Source organism: Halorubrum salinum, from assembly GCF_024494575.1.
GTDB classification, from domain to species: Archaea; Halobacteriota; Halobacteria; order Halobacteriales; family Haloferacaceae; genus Halorubrum; species Halorubrum salinum.
In genome coordinates this window covers 214034-230180 of record NZ_JANHDO010000002.1, presented here as the reverse complement: position 1 = coordinate 230180, position 16147 = coordinate 214034, and the positions used below count along the sequence as shown (strand labels likewise).

The 16147-nt window shown below is 67.9% G+C and carries 15 protein-coding genes; 12 read left to right on the top strand and 3 right to left on the bottom strand.

The genetic code is table 11. The features are described from left to right. Position 1: 1 nt before the first annotated feature. Positions 2–1504 (bottom strand): cell division ATPase MinD, encoded by a 1503-nt coding sequence (minD, locus tag NO930_RS06845; RefSeq protein WP_256402934.1) that lies wholly within the window; start codon positions 1502–1504, stop codon positions 2–4. Positions 1505–1684: 180 nt separating this feature from the next. On the opposite strand from minD, the gene ahaH reads away from it, so the two are divergent. The 12 genes from ahaH (at position 1685) to NO930_RS06785 (ending at position 14233) form a co-directional block, all read left to right on the top strand. After that, positions 1685–2041 (top strand): ATP synthase archaeal subunit H, encoded by a 357-nt coding sequence (ahaH, locus tag NO930_RS06840; RefSeq protein ID WP_049984424.1) that lies wholly within the window; start codon positions 1685–1687, stop codon positions 2039–2041. 4 nt (positions 2042–2045) lie between these two features. After that, entirely contained in the window at positions 2046–4247 is a 2202-nt protein-coding gene (locus NO930_RS06835; RefSeq protein WP_256403154.1) for a V-type ATP synthase subunit I, read from the top strand. 169 nt (positions 4248–4416) lie between these two features. Further along, positions 4417–4668: a hypothetical protein gene (locus NO930_RS06830; RefSeq protein ID WP_012659523.1), complete on the top strand. Its 252-nt coding sequence runs from the start codon at positions 4417–4419 to the stop codon at positions 4666–4668. Positions 4669–4689: 21 nt separating this feature from the next. Continuing rightward, positions 4690–5268 carry a V-type ATP synthase subunit E gene (locus NO930_RS06825; protein WP_137783644.1) on the top strand — a complete coding sequence of 193 codons (579 nt, stop codon included), beginning with the start codon at positions 4690–4692 and terminating at the stop codon, positions 5266–5268. Continuing rightward, on the top strand, positions 5265–6311 hold the full coding sequence (locus NO930_RS06820) for a V-type ATP synthase subunit C (RefSeq protein WP_256402933.1): 1047 nt from the start codon (positions 5265–5267) through the stop codon (positions 6309–6311). The genes NO930_RS06825 and NO930_RS06820 overlap by 4 nt, the downstream gene beginning before the upstream one ends. Next, positions 6308–6637, top strand: a complete 330-nt coding sequence (locus NO930_RS06815) for a V-type ATP synthase subunit F (RefSeq protein ID WP_137784502.1) — start codon at positions 6308–6310, stop codon at positions 6635–6637. The genes NO930_RS06820 and NO930_RS06815 overlap by 4 nt, the downstream gene beginning before the upstream one ends. Before the next feature lies 1 nt (position 6638). After that, positions 6639–8417: an ATP synthase subunit A gene (locus NO930_RS06810; RefSeq protein ID WP_256402932.1), complete on the top strand. Its 1779-nt coding sequence runs from the start codon at positions 6639–6641 to the stop codon at positions 8415–8417. A 2-nt stretch (positions 8418–8419) separates the two neighbouring features. Continuing rightward, the gene (locus NO930_RS06805; protein WP_137782966.1) at positions 8420–9841 is read left to right on the top strand and encodes a V-type ATP synthase subunit B; all 1422 of its coding nucleotides are present in this window, start codon (positions 8420–8422) and stop codon (positions 9839–9841) included. 99 nt (positions 9842–9940) lie between these two features. Continuing rightward, complete coding sequence (locus NO930_RS06800; RefSeq protein ID WP_256402931.1) at positions 9941–11608, top strand: PAS domain-containing protein; 1668 nt, start codon at positions 9941–9943, stop codon at positions 11606–11608. 115 nt (positions 11609–11723) lie between these two features. Beyond that, entirely contained in the window at positions 11724–12473 is a 750-nt protein-coding gene (locus NO930_RS06795; protein WP_345780034.1) for a bacteriorhodopsin, read from the top strand. A 122-nt stretch (positions 12474–12595) separates the two neighbouring features. After that, positions 12596–13423, top strand: coding sequence for a lycopene cyclase domain-containing protein (locus tag NO930_RS06790; protein ID WP_137782968.1), 828 nt, complete (start codon positions 12596–12598; stop codon positions 13421–13423). A 114-nt stretch (positions 13424–13537) separates the two neighbouring features. Continuing rightward, positions 13538–14233 (top strand): V-type ATP synthase subunit D, encoded by a 696-nt coding sequence (locus NO930_RS06785; protein WP_049984433.1) that lies wholly within the window; start codon positions 13538–13540, stop codon positions 14231–14233. A 117-nt stretch (positions 14234–14350) separates the two neighbouring features. On the opposite strand, the gene NO930_RS06780 is transcribed toward NO930_RS06785, so the two are convergent. After that, the gene (locus tag NO930_RS06780) at positions 14351–15079 is read right to left on the bottom strand and encodes a LysE family translocator (RefSeq protein WP_137782969.1); all 729 of its coding nucleotides are present in this window, start codon (positions 15077–15079) and stop codon (positions 14351–14353) included. Between the two features lie 175 nt (positions 15080–15254). Next, positions 15255–16058: a DUF2103 domain-containing protein gene (locus NO930_RS06775; RefSeq protein ID WP_256402930.1), complete on the bottom strand. Its 804-nt coding sequence runs from the start codon at positions 16056–16058 to the stop codon at positions 15255–15257. Between the last annotated feature and the right edge of the window lie 89 nt (positions 16059–16147).

Sequence of the window (16147 nt, the reverse complement as noted above, 5' to 3'; positions counted from 1 at the left end):
GTCAGCGGCCGAACAGCCGGCTGAAGAACCCGTCGCCGTCCGTTTCGTCTCCGTTCTCGTCTCCGTTCTCGTCGCCCTCGCTCCGATCGTCGGCCTCGCCGCCGTCGTCGCGCTCGTCCGTCTCGTCCCGCTCCGCTCCGGAGCCGCCTCGCTCCGAGAGGACGGTGTTCATCGTGCCGGTGTCGTCGTCCCGGAACGGGACGCTGCCCGCGAGTTCGTCGTCGATGTCGCGGGCCGGTTCCCCCCGTTCAGACGCGTCCTCGGCCGCGTCGCCGGCCTCCGGTTCGTCGGGAGACGCGCCGTGACTCCCCTCGTCGGGAGACGACGGTCGCTCCGACTCGAACGCCGCCTCCCCGGCCTCGTCCTCGATCATCGCTTCGAGGTCGTCGCCGTCGACGTGGTCGTCGCCGACGGTTCGCGTGTCGCCGTCGAGATCGTCGTCCACGCCGCCGTCCCCGGGACCGGGACTGCCTTGAGCCGGTTCACCGGAGCCTGAGTCGGTGCCGCTCTCGTCGCTCGACGCGGGGGACTCGTCCGCGACGATGATGTCACGCTCGTCGGTCGGCTCGCCGAGCCCGCCCGAGTCGGCGTCGGCGACGATGATGTCCTCGCCGTCGTCATCGGACGCCCCAGCGTCGTCGGCTTCGACGCTCTCTTCGGCGGGATCGAGTGGCTCTGGTTCGGGCGCGTCGGAGGACGCCGGTTCGGGCGCGTCGGAGGTCGCCGGTTCGGGCGCGTCGGAGGTCGCCGGTTCGGGCGCGTCGCCCGGCGTCTGGTCCGATGCGGCCGGAGCCGGATCGGGGATCTCCGCGCCGGTCAACGTTCGAGCGAGTTCGCGGTACGCGCGGGTCGCGGGCGCGTCCGGCGCGAACGTCACGAGCGGTTCGTCCGCCGTCGCCGCGCGCAAGACGGCGGGGTCGTCGGGGATCCGACCGAGGACCGGCGCGTCGAGGACGTCGAGTGTGTCGGTGTCCGTCGCGCCGTCGGCACCGACACGCGTGATCGCCGCGCCGGCGACCGTGCCGCCGAGCCGCTCGGTCAGCTGGCGGGTCTTCTCCGTGTCGCCGAGCGCGTTGCGCTCGGCCGTCGAGACGAGGAGGGTCTCGTCCGCGAGCCCGAGCGGCAGCGTCGAGTCGTGCGAGAGCCCGGCGCCCGCGTCGAGGAACACGTAGTCGGCGTCGTCGAAGGCCGCGACGACCTCGCGGAGCCCGGACGGGTCGGCCGCCGCGTACGCGTCGAGGTCCGCCGCCCCCGGAACGACCCGCAGGCCGGCCGGCCCCTCACGGACCGCGTCGAGCGGGTCCGCGCGTCCGGAGAGCACGTCGTGGAGGGTCGTCTCCCCCGGCTCGACGCCGACCGCCCCCGCGAGGTTCGCCATGCCGATGTCGGCGTCGACCGCGACGACATCGGCACCGGCGTCGGCCAGAATCGTCGCTATCGCCGCGGTGGTGGTGGTCTTTCCGACCCCACCCTTCGCCGAGGCGACCGCATACACCGTTGCCATACGGAGACGGTCCGGCGACTGGTACTTAAATGTAGGCGGCCGCTCGGACGCACACGGACGACGACGACAGTGGGTCGTCCCGCTCGACACGTCAGTTCGTTCCGTCCGGGGCGCACAATCCACCGCTCACTTTCGCAAACACCTTATACGTCGCTTCTAGAGTTTCAGGCGATTAGTAGTATGGCGAGACCAGAGGTGCTCGACCGGATCAAGCAGGCTGAAACGGAGGCGGACGAGATCATCGCGGAGGCGGAATCGGACGCCGACGAGCGCCTCGCCGAGGCTCGACGGCGCGCGGAGGAGATCCGCGACGACGCCGAGGAGGAGGCGGCCTCCGAGGCCGAAGAGCGGATCGAAGCGGCCCGCGAGGAGATCGAGGAGCGGCGCGAGGAGATCCTCGAATCGGGTCGTGCCGACCGCGACGAGCTCGAACGCGAGGCCCGCGACCGAGTGGACACAGCCGTCGACTACGCTGTCGAACGGTTCGAAGAAGCGGTCACCAGTCAGGCCGAGGAGGCGGTGGATGCTCAGGCCTGAGCGGATGAGCAAGGTGTCGGTGACGGGCTCGAAGCGCGTCATCGACGACGTGATCGAGGCAGCGTACGACCACCACTCGCTGCACGTCACCGACTACGACGAGCGCTACGAGGGCTTCGAGCCCGGCGTGTCGCTCGACGGGGCCGAAGACGTCAGCGAGCGGCTCGTCACGGTTCGCTCGCTCGAAAGCATCCTCGACGTCGACGACGCGGACGTCGACGCGGCCCGCGCGCTCGACGACGAGGAGCTCGAGGCGGAGCTGTCCGACGTGCGCGAGCGCGTCAACGAGCTCAACGACCAGCGCGACGAGCTGCAGGCGCAGATCCGCGACAGACAAGAGGAGATAGACCGGATGGAGCCGTTCGCGGACCTCGGCATCGCGCTCGACCTGCTCGACGGCTACGGCTCGCTCGAAGTCGTCGTCGGCGAGGCGAAGCCCGACGCCGTCGAGGACGCGCTCGCCGGTGCAGACGGGATCGACGCGTACGAGGTGTTCGCGGGCGGCGACGTCGTCGCCGCCTTCGCGAAGCCCGCCGCGGGAGCCGACGAGGGGGTCCTTCAAGACTCGCTCGTCGGCGTCGACATCGCCCTGCTCGACGTGCCGGACGCCGATGCGAGCCCCGCGGAGTACGTCGCAGAGCTCGAGTCCGAGCAGGCCGACCTCCGAGAGGAACTCGCGGCGGTCGAAGCGGACCTCGCGGACGTGAAAGAGGAGGCCGCGGGCTTCCTGTTGCGCGCCGAAGAGCAGCTCACGATCGAGGCCGAAAAGAAGCAGGCCCCGCTCTCTTTCGCGACGACCGAGAACGCCTTCGTCGCCGAGGGGTGGGTGCCGACCGAGACGTTCGACGAGTTCGAGGCGGCGATCACCGAGGCCGTCGGCGACCACGCCGACGTCGAGGAGCTCGAACGCGCGTCGTTCACCCCCGACGGCGACCACCACACCGAAGCCGTCGCCGACGGCGGTGCCGCGGGCGGCGTCGCCGAGGCGGCCGACGGCGAACGCGAGGCGGCCACGGACGGTGGCCACGCGGCCCACGGGAGCGACGACCCGCCGGTCGTCCAGGACAACGGGAGCGCGGCCGGTCCCTTCGAGCTGCTCGTGCAGGGGTTCGGTCGGCCGAAGTACTCCGAATTCGACCCGACGCTTCTGGTCTTCCTCACCTTCCCGCTCATGTTCGGCTTCATGATCGGCGACGTGGGGTACGGCGTGTTGTACGCCGCCATCGGCGCGTTCCTGTACAGCCGGTACGACGGGACGTTCCGCGAGCTGGGCGCCGTCGCGCTGTGGGCCGGCGGCTTCACGATCCTGTTCGGGATCTACTTCGGTATCGACGTGTTCGGCTACCACGCGTACCAGCTCCTGCCGGGTGACGTCCACTGGCCCGTCGACGGCAAGGGCCTCTCGCCCGCCGACATCGACTGGGCGCTGTCGTTCCTCGTCGCCAGCGTGCTGTTCGGGCTCGCGCACCTGAACGTGGGGCACGTCCTCTCGTTCGTGAGCAACTACCAGCAGCACGACCTGAAACACGCGCTGTACGAGGGCGGCTCGTGGCTCCTGATCCTCAACGGCGCGTGGGTCTGGATCTTCAGCCAGCACCTCCCCGGCCCGAAGCCCGAGTTCCTCTTCGAGTCGTTCTCGATTCTCACCTTCGGGGCGGTGTCGTTCGGCGGCTTCCCCGTCGCGGTCGGGTACGCCGCCATCGCGGCCATCGCGCTGGGGGTCGTCCTGCTCGCGATCGGTGAGCCGCCGGAACTGGCCGAGGTGCTCTCGCCGATCGTCAACGTCATCTCGTACGCCCGGATCATGGCGGTGCTGCTCGCGAAGGGCGGGATGGCGCTCGCCGTGAACCTGCTCGCGTTCGGCGCGTACATCGACGAGAGCGGCGAGGGGAGCTTCCACTTCATCTTCAGCGCCGACTACCTCGAGTACGTACAGAGCCACCCCGGCGACTACGAGCTCGTCTTCGCGGGAATGACGACCGCGTTCGATCCGGCGTCTGCCGGGGCCGTCGGCGTCCTCGCCCTGGTGGGCGGCATCGTCGTGGCGGTCGTCGGTCACGTCGTCGTGCTCGCGCTCGGGATCACCTCCGCCGGCATTCAGGCGGTGCGTCTCGAGTACGTGGAGTTCTTCGGAAACTTCTACGAGGGCGGCGGGAACGCGTACCTGCCGTTCGGCTACGACCGCGAGTACACCACTGACGAGTAGCCGTCACGCCCCGTCCGACGATCCGGCGAATTTTTCGCGGTCGATACCCCGGAGAGCCCCGTCTCTGCGCGGCGTCACGGCGGTTCCGTTCGGTCGTTTTGGGAAGCTTTATGACTCCAGTAGGGGCAACTAGCAACTGTTCGGAGACGAGCAACCGCAACTACTACCAATGCTTGAAGCTACCAACGAACTCGGGAATGTCGCACTGCAGGCCGGAGGAACGCTCACTGACCCCAGCGCCGCGGCGGCGCTCGCCGTCGGACTGGCGGCGCTCGGTGCGGGCTACGCGGAGCGTGGAATCGGTTCGGCCGCCGTCGGCGCGATGGCCGAGGACGACGATCTGTTCGTCAACGGGCTCATTCTGACGGTCCTCCCCGAGACGATTGTCATTCTCGCACTCGTCGTCGTCTTCATCGTCTAAGCGGTTCCCCCTTCCACACCAATGAGTTTGGATACTGTCGTTGAGGACGTTCGAGACGAAGCCCGCGCGCGTGCAGAGGAAATCCGTGAGGCGGCGGAGTCCGAGGCGGACGAAATCGTCGCCGAGGCGGAGGCCGACGCCGAGCGCATCCGCGAAGAGCGGCTCGCCGAGGCCGATCGGCAGATCGAACAGGAGCGCGAGCAGACGCTCTCGTCGGCCAAACTCGAGGCCAAACAGGAGCGCCTCGGAGCCCGTCGTGACGTCCTCGAAGACGTCTACGACGACGTCGAGGCCACCATCGAGTCGCTCGACGGCGACCGCCGCCGCGAGCTGACCGAGACGCTCCTCGACGCGACGCTCGCGGAGTTCGACGACGACGATGACGTCGCCGTCTACACCCGGCCGGAAGACGTCGAGCTGCTCGAAGACCTCGTCGCGGACCGCAACGCGGAGGTCGACGGCGAAGTCGACTGTCTCGGCGGTGTCGTCGCGGAGAGCGACACCTCGCGCGTCCGGGTGAACAACACGTTCGACTCGGTCCTGGACTCCGTCTGGGACGACGAGTTGAAACACATCTCGGAGCGACTGTTCGACCAATGAGCGCCGTCGGCAGCTCGAACCCAGAGTACGTCGTCGCGCGGGTTCGTGCCCGCCGCGGCAGCCTCTACGGGGACGAGGAGTACCGCAAGCTCACCCGCATGGGGCCGGCGGAGATCGCCCGGTTCATGGAGGAGTCCAGCTACGCGGACGAGATCAACGCCCTGGGGAGCAGACACGGCGGCGTCGACCTGATCGAGTACGCGCTGAACCGGAACCTCGCGTCGCAGTTCGACGCGATCTTAGACTGGAGCGAGGGGTCGCTGTACGGCCTCATCGCCCGGTATCTCCGGAAGTTCGACGCGTGGAACGTGAAGACGGTCATCCGCGGCGTCTACACCGACGCGGACCAGTCGGCGGTCGAGTCGGACCTGATCCGCGCCGGCGAGTTCGACGACCGCCGGATCCGGCGGCTCCTCGAGGCCGACTCGATCGACGCGGTCGTCGAGGTGCTCGAAGACACCATCTACGGCGATCCGCTCCAGGCGGCGTACGCCGAGTACGAGGAGACGGGCGTGCTTGTGCCCCTTGAGAACGCCGTCGACCGCGCGTTCTACGAGCGGCTCCTGTCGGGGCTCGGCGGCGGCGAGCCGACCCGTCAGTACGAGGCGTTCCTCAAGGCCGAGGTCGACTTCCGGAACGCGACGAACGCCCTCCGGCTCGCCCGGTCGGGCGCGGACATCGACCCCGCGGCGTACTTCATCGAGGGCGGCGAGCTGTTCACTCGGGGGTCGCTCGCGCGGCTCGCCCGGAACCTCGACGAGCTCGTGGAGTACATCGCTGACAGTCAGTACGGCGACGAGCTGGGTCCGGCGCTGCGCGAGCTGGAGGAGGCCGACAGCCTCATCGCGTTCGAGCACGCGACGGACGCCGCGCTGTTGGCGTACGGAGACCGGCTGGGAACGATCCACCCGGTGTCTATCACCCCGATCATCTCCTACATCCTCGCGAAGGAGCGCGAGGTGGAGAACATTCGGGCCATCGCCCGCGGGAAGGAGGCCGGTCTGTCGGCCGACGAGATCGAATCGGAGCTGGTGATAACATGAGCCAGGAGATAGCCGTCGTCGGCAGCCCGGAGTTCACGACCGGATTCCGGCTCGCGGGCGTTCGGAAGTTCGAGAACGTACCGGACGACGAGAAGGACGAGCGGCTCGACGACGCCGTCGAACGCACCCTCGACGACGAGGAGACCGGCATCATCGTGATGCACGACGACGACCTCGACCACCTCTCGCGGGGGACCCGCGAGTCGGTCGAGGGGAGCATCGAGCCAGTGCTCGTGACGCTCGGCGGGTCCGGCGCAGGCAGCGGCGGGCTGCGCGACCAGATCAAACGAGCCATCGGGATCGACCTGATGGAGGAGGACGACTAACATGAGTAAAGCAGAATCCACGGAGACCACCACAACCGAAACCGGTGTTATCCAGAGCGTGAGCGGTCCGGTCGTGAGCGCCCGCGATCTCGACGCCCGCATGAACGACGTCGTCTACGTCGGCGACGAAGGCCTCATGGGGGAAGTGATCGAGATCGAAGGCGACATCACGACCGTTCAGGTGTACGAGGAGACCTCCGGGGTCGCCCCCGGCGAGCCCGTCGAGAACACGGGTGAGCCGCTGTCGGTCGACCTTGGTCCGGGAATGCTGGACGCCATCTACGACGGCGTTCAACGTCCCCTGGACGTGCTGGAGGGCAAGATGGGCAGTCCGTACCTCGACCGCGGGGTCGACGCGCCCGGTATCGACCTCGAAGAGGAGTGGGAGTTCGAGCCCACCGTCGAGGTCGGCGACGAGGTCGGCCGCGGCGACGTCGTCGGCGTCGTCGAGGAGACGGTCACCATCGACCACAAGGTGATGGTGCCGCCGGACGCCCTCGACGAGGGCGAGACGGCGGAGGTCACCGCTATCGAGTCCGGCTCGTTCGACGTCACCGAGACGGTCGCGGAGCTGTCCAACGGGACGGACGTCTCGATGCATCAGGAGTGGCCCGTCCGCGAGGCGCGCCCCTCCGCGAACAAGAAGACGCCCCGGACGCCGCTCGTGTCCGGCCAGCGCATTCTCGACGGACTCTTCCCCATCGCGAAGGGCGGGACGGCCGCGATTCCGGGGCCGTTCGGCTCCGGGAAGACGGTCACCCAGCACCAGCTCGCGAAGTACGCCGACGCCGACATCATCGTGTACGTCGGCTGCGGCGAGCGCGGCAACGAGATGACCGAGGTCATCGAGGACTTCCCCGAGCTTGAGGACCCGGCCAACGGTAACCCGCTCATGGCCCGGACCTCGCTCATCGCGAACACGTCGAACATGCCCGTCGCGGCGCGTGAGTCCTGTATTTACACGGGTATCACGATCGCCGAGTACTACCGCGACATGGGGTACGACGTGGCGCTCATGGCCGACTCCACCTCGCGGTGGGCGGAGGCGATGCGCGAGATCTCCTCCCGGCTGGAGGAGATGCCCGGCGAGGAGGGGTACCCCGCGTACCTCGCCGCCCGCCTGGCCCAGTTCTACGAGCGCGCCGGCTACTTCGAGAACGTCAACGGGACGGAGGGCTCCGTCTCCGCGATCGGCGCGGTGAGCCCGCCCGGCGGCGACTTCTCGGAGCCGGTCACCCAGAACACGCTGCGCATCGTGAAGACGTTCTGGGCGCTCGACGCGGACTTGGCGGAGCGCCGCCACTTCCCGTCGATCAACTGGAACGAGTCGTACTCGCTGTACAAGGATCAGCTCGACCCCTGGTTCGAAGACGAGGTCGCCGACGACTGGTCGGAGAAGCGCCAGTGGGCGGTCGACGTGCTCGACGAGGAGACGGAGCTACAAGAGATCGTCCAGCTCGTCGGGAAGGACGCCCTGCCGGACGACCAGCAGCTCACGCTTGAGGTGGCCCGCTACCTGCGCGAGGCGTACCTCCAGCAGAACGCGTTCCACCCGGTCGACACCTACTGTCCGCCGGAGAAGACGTACCTCATGTTGACGACGATCGAGACGTTCAACGACGAGGCGTTCGACGCCCTCGAAGCGGGCGTGCCGGTCGAAGAGATCATCGACACCGACTCCGCCCCCCGGATCAACCGGATCGGCGTCCAAGAGGACTACGAGGAGTACGTCGAAGACCTCAAATCGGAGATCAAAGAGGAGCTCCGGAGCCTCTACTGACAATGAAAGAGTACCAAACCATCACCGAGATCAGCGGCCCGCTGGTGTACGCCGAGGTCGACGAGGCCATCGGCTACGACGAGATCGTCGAGATCGAGACGGCACAGGGGGAGACGCTGCGCGGACAGGTGCTCGAATCCTCGGATGGCGTCGTCGCCATTCAGGTGTTCGAGGGCACCTCCGGTATCGACCAGAACGCGTCCGTCCGCTTCCTGGGCGAGACGATGAAGATGCCCGTCACCGAGGACCTGCTCGGACGGGTCCTCGACGGGTCGGGCCGTCCGATCGACGACGGACCCGAGATCGTCCCCGAGGAGCGCCAAGACATCGTCGGCGCGGCGATCAACCCCTACTCCCGGGAGTACCCGGAGGAGTTCATCGAGACGGGCGTCTCCGCGATCGACGGGATGAACACGCTCGTTCGCGGCCAGAAGCTCCCGATCTTCTCCAGCTCCGGCCAGCCGCACAGCGAACTGGCGATGCAGATCGCCCGGCAGGCCAGCGTCCCCGAAGAGGAGGAGGGCGACGACGAGGAGAGCTCCGAGTTCGCCGTCATCTTCGGCGCGATGGGGATCACCCAAGAGGAGGCCAACGAGTTCATGGAGGACTTCGAGCGCACCGGCGCCTTAGAGCGCTCCGTCGTCTTCATGAACCTCGCGGACGACCCCGCAGTCGAGCGGACGGTCACGCCGCGGATGGTCCTGACGACGGCCGAGTACCTCGCCTTCGAGAAGGACTACCACGTCCTCGTCATCCTGACGGACATGACCAACTACTGCGAGGCGCTCCGCGAGATCGGGGCGGCCCGCGAGGAGGTCCCCGGCCGGCGTGGCTACCCCGGGTACATGTACACCGACCTGGCGCAGCTGTACGAGCGCGCCGGTCGGATCCAAGGCCGTGACGGTTCGGTGACCCAGATCCCGATCCTCACGATGCCGGGCGACGACGACACCCACCCGATCCCGGACCTGACCGGATACATCACGGAGGGACAGATCTACGTCGACCCCGACCTGAACAGTCAGGGCCTGCAGCCGCCGATCAACGTCCTCCCCAGCCTGTCGCGGCTGATGGACGACGGGATCGGCGAGGGGCTCACCCGCGAGGACCACGCCGACGTGAAAGACCAGATGTTCGCGGCGTACGCGGAGGGCGAAGACCTCCGCGACCTCGTGAACATCGTCGGCCGCGAGGCGCTCTCCGAACTCGACAACAAGTACCTCGACTTCGCGGACGCCTTCGAATCGGAGTTCGTCGACCAGGGCTTCGAGACGAACCGCACCATCGAGGAGACGCTCTCTATCGGCTGGGACCTGCTCTCGATGCTGCCGAAAGACGCACTCAACCGGATCGACGAGGAGTTCATCGAAGAGCACTACCGCGAGGACGACTCCGAGCGCGAAGTCGTCGAAGTGGCCGACTGACGCGGCTTTCCCTTCGTTTTCGACCGCTCGCGAGCGGCTGCGCCGCGACCCGGACTCGTCGACCCCGTACGTTTTGGTCGTTCGACGCCATGTTCGTACATGACACGGCCGGAGAACCCGGATCTCGATCAGGGGTCGACACGGTCGGCACGCGCGTCCGGATCGGTGCGGTCGGCGAGCACCGACGCCGTCGACGAGGCGTTGAAGACGCGGACGATGGACGAGGCACCGGTCGGAATCACGATCGCGGACGCGAGCCAGCCGGACATGCCGCTGATCTACGTGAACGCGGCGTTCGAGCGGATGACCGGGTACTCGCCGTCGTACGCGGTCGGTCGTAACTGTCGGTTCCTTCAGGGAGAGGAGACGCGGGAGAAGCCGGTGCGACAGATGCGCACCGCAATCGAGAACGGCGAGGCCGTGACGGTCGAACTCCGCAACTACCGTCGGAGCGGTGACCGCTTCTGGAACGAGGTGACGATCGCACCGCTTCGGGACGAATCGGGTGAGGTCGCGTACTACGTCGGCTTTCAACAAGACGTCACGCGCCGGAAGCGGGCAGAGCAGGCCGCGTCGGACCGGGCGACGCGGATCGAACACGAGCGGACCGCACAAGCGCGTCTCTTGGAGCGGCTGGACGGCGTCGTCGCCGACGTCACGGAGGCGGTGGCGCTGGCGTCGTCGCGGGAAGAGCTGCGTCGGGCGGTCGTCCGGAGCATCGCGGACACGTACTCCAGCGCGTGGATCGGGACCTACGACCCGGCGACCGAAACGGTCGAACCGCACGCTTCGGAGGGCGAGGTCGGGGTGGCGGTCGAGTCGGTCTCGGTTGCGGCCGGCGACGCCGGGGATCGGCCGGTCGAAGCCGCCGTCGCGGCGGCGGTGGCCGACCGTCGCGTGCGACTCGAACCGATCGGTCCGGAGGATCCGGCCGAGGCGGCCGCGGTCGCGGGCGTGCCGCTCCACTTCGGCGAGGCGACCTACGGCGTCATCGCCGTCTACGCGCAGACAGAGGAGTTCCGCCGCCACGAGCGGGACGTGTTGACGGCGCTCGGCCGGACCGTCGCGATCGGCATCAACGCGCTGGAGAGCCAGCGGACGCTCCGCGGGGACAGCGTCGTCCGGTTCCAGTTGGCGCTCGCTTCTCATCCCCTCGGCTCGTTCAGCGAGGCGCTGTCGTGTTCGCTCCGCCACACCGGTACCGTCGGTGACCGCGCCGAGCGGTCGCTGCTGTTCGAGCTGGACGGCGCGGCGGACGTGGACGCCGAGACGGTTCACGCCGCAGCCGAGGCGGCGGGCGTCTCCGTCCGTTCGATCCTCGCCGCGGAGACGGACACGCCAGTGGTCGAACTGTCGTTCGACGAGACCCCGCTGGCGGAGTTGATACGGGAGTACAGCGGCGAGCTGTGCAGTTGGGACGTGTCCGATGGCGTCGCGGTCGCGACGATCGAGGTCGGCCGGGAGGCGCTGGCCCGCTCGCTCGCGGCGGACGCGTTAGAGCGCCTTTCGGGCGCGGACCTTCGCAGCTATCGGCGGCGGGAACAGACGCACGAGACCCGCCGCGAGTTCGTCGCCGAGGTCGAATCGCGGCTGACGCCGCGACAGCGAGCCGCGCTGGTACGCGCACACACGAGCGGGTACTTCGAGTGGCCGCACGAGACGAACGGCGACGAGATCGCCGACTCGATGGGCGTCACGCGATCGACGTTCCACCAGCACTTGCGCGCGGCACAGCGCAAGATCGCGGCGGCGATCTTCGAGCGGTAGTCTCACGCGGAACGCGTGGAACGGACGTGCACGCGGATCCGGTCGACGACCGAGGCGTACCACACTGGTTGTGTACGTCGCTTAGTAGAACTCGCGACGTACTGATAAATGCGCCATGATGGCACAACCCGGTAGCGAAGGGATTTGGCTGTGGATCGGGACGCTAGGTATGTTCCTAGGGATGCTGTACTTCATCGCTAGGGGCTGGGGTGAGACCGATAGGCGGCGACAAGAGTTCTATATAGTCACGATATTCATCACCGCCATCGCGTTCGTCAACTACCTCGCGATGGCGCTCGGGTTCGGACTGACGACGGTGACGCTCGGCGGCGAGGAGCTGCCCATCTACTGGGCGCGGTACACCGACTGGCTGTTCACGACGCCGCTGCTCCTCATCGACCTCGGACTTCTCGCCGGGGCGAACCGGAACCAGCTCGCCTCGCTCGTCGGTCTCGACGTGCTGATGATCGGTACCGGTGCGATCGCGACGCTGTCGACGAGCGCGGCCGTGCTCTCGGCGGGCGGGACGCGGCTCGTCTGGTGGGGCGTCTCCACCGGCTTCCTGCTCGTGCTCCTGTACATGCTGTACGGCTCGCTCGACGAGAAGGCCTCCCGGTTGTCCGGACAGGCCGCGTCGACGTTCAGCACGCTCCGGACGCTGATCGTCGTCGTCTGGCTCGTGTACCCGGTGTGGTGGCTCCTCGGGACCGAGGGGCTCCAGATCGTCTCGCTCAACATCGAGACGGCCGGGTTCATGGTGCTCGATCTGGTCGCGAAGGTCGGCTTCGGCTTCATCCTGCTGTCGAGCCGCGAGGTGCTCGACGCCGCCGGATCGGCGGCCGCCGAGCCGGGAGCGGCCGACTGACCGGCGCAAACGACTCGGTCCGCGCTCCGCGCCGGAGCATCGCTGACGCCGCTGTCCGGCGGCGCGTCGCCGCCGCCTGACGCGTCCCGCGAATCGATCCGTGCGGCCACTCGAACCCACCGATGATCGTCCCGTTCACCTACATCCAGTTTCACCTCGCGTTCCTCGTACCAGCCGTGCTGTTCCTCATCGCGACCGGCTTCGTGAGCCGGTCTGTGGATGCAGGGAGCGACGCTCACCGGCCACGCGGTTGGCGACACTACTGGGCCGGCGTGGTGATCATCACCGTCGTCGCGCTGGCGTACACGACGCCGTGGGACAACTACCTCATCGCCAGGGGCGTGTGGTGGTACGGCGAGGAGCGAACCCTGCTTCGGCTCTGGCACGCGCCGCTCGAAGAGTACCTGTTCATCGTCGTGCAGCCGTGGATAACCGCGCTGTGGCTCTCACACTTCGAGGCGGACGCGACGTGGGAGCGGGGCGGCAGTCCGGTCGCGTGGCGGGTCGGGGGGCTCGCGGTCGCGACCGGAATCGGACTCGCCGGGTGGCGGTTTCTCGGCACTGACGGCGCGTTCTACCTCGGTGCGGTCCTCGCGTGGGCGGCACCGGTGCTAGCGCTGCAGTGGATCGTCGGTGCCCCGCAGCTCTGGACGCGCCGTCGGACCGTCGCGCTCGGGACGCTCCTCCCGACGCTGTACCTCTGTCTCGCGGACCGGATCGCAATCGAGTTCGGGATCTGGGTGCTCTCAGCGCGGTACACCACGGGGCTCACGATCGGGGGGCTCCCGATCGAAGAGGCGACGTTCTTCCTCGTGACGAACCTGTTCGTCGTACAGGGGCTGATCCTCTACCGGCTGGTGACGGTTCGGTGGACGACGGAGACGGCGGCCGGTGACCGACGACCGGCCGACGACCCGGACCGGACGTCCGCCGAGTTCGGTGGCGACTGACGCGGCGGTCGGGTCGAGACCCGTGAGAGCGCGATCTGACGGTTCCGGTCTCGGGCGTCTCGTCGGCAAACAATAAAAGGTTAACAGGCTCGGTTCGTTATCTCTCCTCAATAGATGGCCAAGGACGTCAAACCGACACGCAAGAACCTGATGGCGATCGAGGACCGCATCGAACTCTCCGAGCGCGGTCACGACACCCTCGAACAGAAGCGTGACGGCCTCATCATGGAGTTCATGGACATCCTCGACCAAGCGCAGGATGTCCGATCGGACGTCTCTGAGAACTACGAGACGGCCCAGCGGAAGATCGACATGGCCCGAGCAATGGAGGGCGACGTCGCCGTTCGGGGCGCGGCCGCGGCGCTGAAAGAGCACCCGGAGATCACGACGCAGTCGAAGAACATCATGGGGGTCGTCGTTCCCCAGATCGAGTCCTCGAAGGTGAAAAAGAGCCTCGACGAGCGGGGCTACGGGCTGCTCGGCTCGTCCGCCCGCATCGACGAGGCCGCGGACGCCTACGAGGAGCTGCTCGAATCGATCATCCTCGCCGCCGAGGTCGAGACGGCGATGAAGAAGATGCTCACGGAGATCGAGACCACGAAGCGCCGCGTGAACGCCCTGGAGTTCACGCTCTTGCCCCGCCTATACGAGAATCAGGAGTACATCGAACAGAAGCTCGAAGAGCAGGAGCGCGAAGAGATCTTCCGGCTGAAGAAGATCAAAGCCAAAAAAGAAGAAGAGGAGAAGGCCGAGGCCGCCGAGGCGGCGGCCGAGAGTCAGGCCGTCGAAGAGCCCGAAGCGGCCGACTGACTCGCCGACTGCCGCTCAGCCGCCCCGCTCCGAACCCGTCCGATTCTTGCCGCAGTCCGCCGGCACGGTACTCGCCGAAGCCGTCGTTTCTCGCCGCGTTTCGTTCTGTGCTGACTGTTACCCCGCCACGAGCGCGCTGACGGTGTCGACGATCGATGTCGCCCCGAGCGTCGTCGCGGCGTCGTACAGGAAGTAGACGCCGAATCCGGCGAGCACGAGCGCAGAGCCGACGGCGACGACGGGGGCGAACGTCTCGATCCGCCGTTCGGCCGCGACGAGACCGGTCGGGAACCCCACGATCCACGTTAAAACGCCGAGGAAGAACCCGCCTATCAGCGCCGGCGACCCGGTGGCGACGACGAGGGTCCCGGCTAGGTCCGCACCGACCACGGGCAGCCGCGCCAGCACGTCGAGTTCGCCGGGACGGAGCAGTCCGACGCCGACCGTCAGCCAGAACAGCACCTGATAGGGGTTCGTCAGCGCGAGCACCAGCGCCTTACGGAACCCCTTGCCGGCTTCGATCGACGGCTCGCCTCCGGACGTGGGGCGGAACGACGCCCGTGCCCCGCGAGCCGCGTCGACGGCGAAGTACAGCATCAAGACGCCCCCGACCGCGATCATGACGGCCCGCAACAGCGGGAGCGACTCGACGACCGCGACGACGCCGAGGTACGCGAGCAGGAAGAATATCGCGTCGGCGGTGGCGGCACCGAGTCCCGCACGGACCCCGGCCACCCGTCCGCGAAGCACCGACTCCTCGGCTATCACGGCGTTCATCGGACCGGGCGGCGCGGCGAGTGCCAGTCCGAAGACGACGCCGGCACCGAGCGTGACGAGGAGGTTCACGTCCGAGAACACGCCCGGTTTCGTGAAAAATCTCGCGAAGCAGATCGGGAGTATAGGCCACTGAAACCGGAGACGTAGCCGGATCGCTTCCACCTTCCACGGTATCTGATCACCACTGATCGGATCCGGACAACGGAGAGAGCCCGGCGGGTTTCCGCACCCTGTCAGCCCGTTCTCACTCGTCTTGCAGCCCCGCGTCTCGCAGGGCTTCGTTGAGGTCGTCGCGCACGCGCTCGCCGGTCTCGCGGTCCATCGCGGTGGTAACGATCCGATTCTCCTGCACGCTGGAGCCGTCGCGAAGGAGGAGTCGAACGTTTCCGTTAGTACCGGCGCGAGTCGCTTTCGCGCGGAGGCCCGTTCGCGATCCCGTGCCGCCGGCGTCGATCGGTCCCGGGACGATCTTCTTGACGTGAGGATGCTCCGCGACCGTGCCGACGGCCTTTCGCCCCTTGCGGTCGCCGATGAGCGTCGAGTGCGAGCCGCCTATCTTCTCGCGCGGCGGCGTCTCGACCACGTCCAGCGCGCGGTCGCCGCGACGGTCGAGCACCCACTCGACGACGGGGCCCACGTCGCGGTCGTCGCGGTCGTCTCGGTCGCTCTCGGCCGCGTCGGTACCGCGGCCGCTCTCCCCTCCTGCCTTCGCGTCCGGGACGCGGTAGAACTCGTGGTGCAGTTGCGCGCGAGTCTCTCGAAGCGGCTCGCGCGCACCGGCGGCGTAGACGGTGTCGGGGCGCTTGCGGCGGATCTCGTCGGCGACGCGGCCGGCGAAGTTGCGGAGTTGGACCTCGCTCAGCCGCTCCGCGCTTTCGGGGCGCGTCGTCACCGTCGTCTCGCCGACGACCGCGTCTTCGTCGAGGACCGTGAGCCGCGCGCGGTCCGATTCGAACTCCGCGACGACGGCGTCGGCGTTGGCGGTGTTGCAGGTGAGACAGTAGTCTCCGGGCTTTCGGAGGGGAGTCCCGCACCGCCGACAGTTCATACCGACGGAAGGCGCGTGGCGGATAAAAACGCGTCCGTTCGTTCGGGCGCGCGTTCGTCCGATGAGGTCCGCCGGTGGATCGAGCCGTC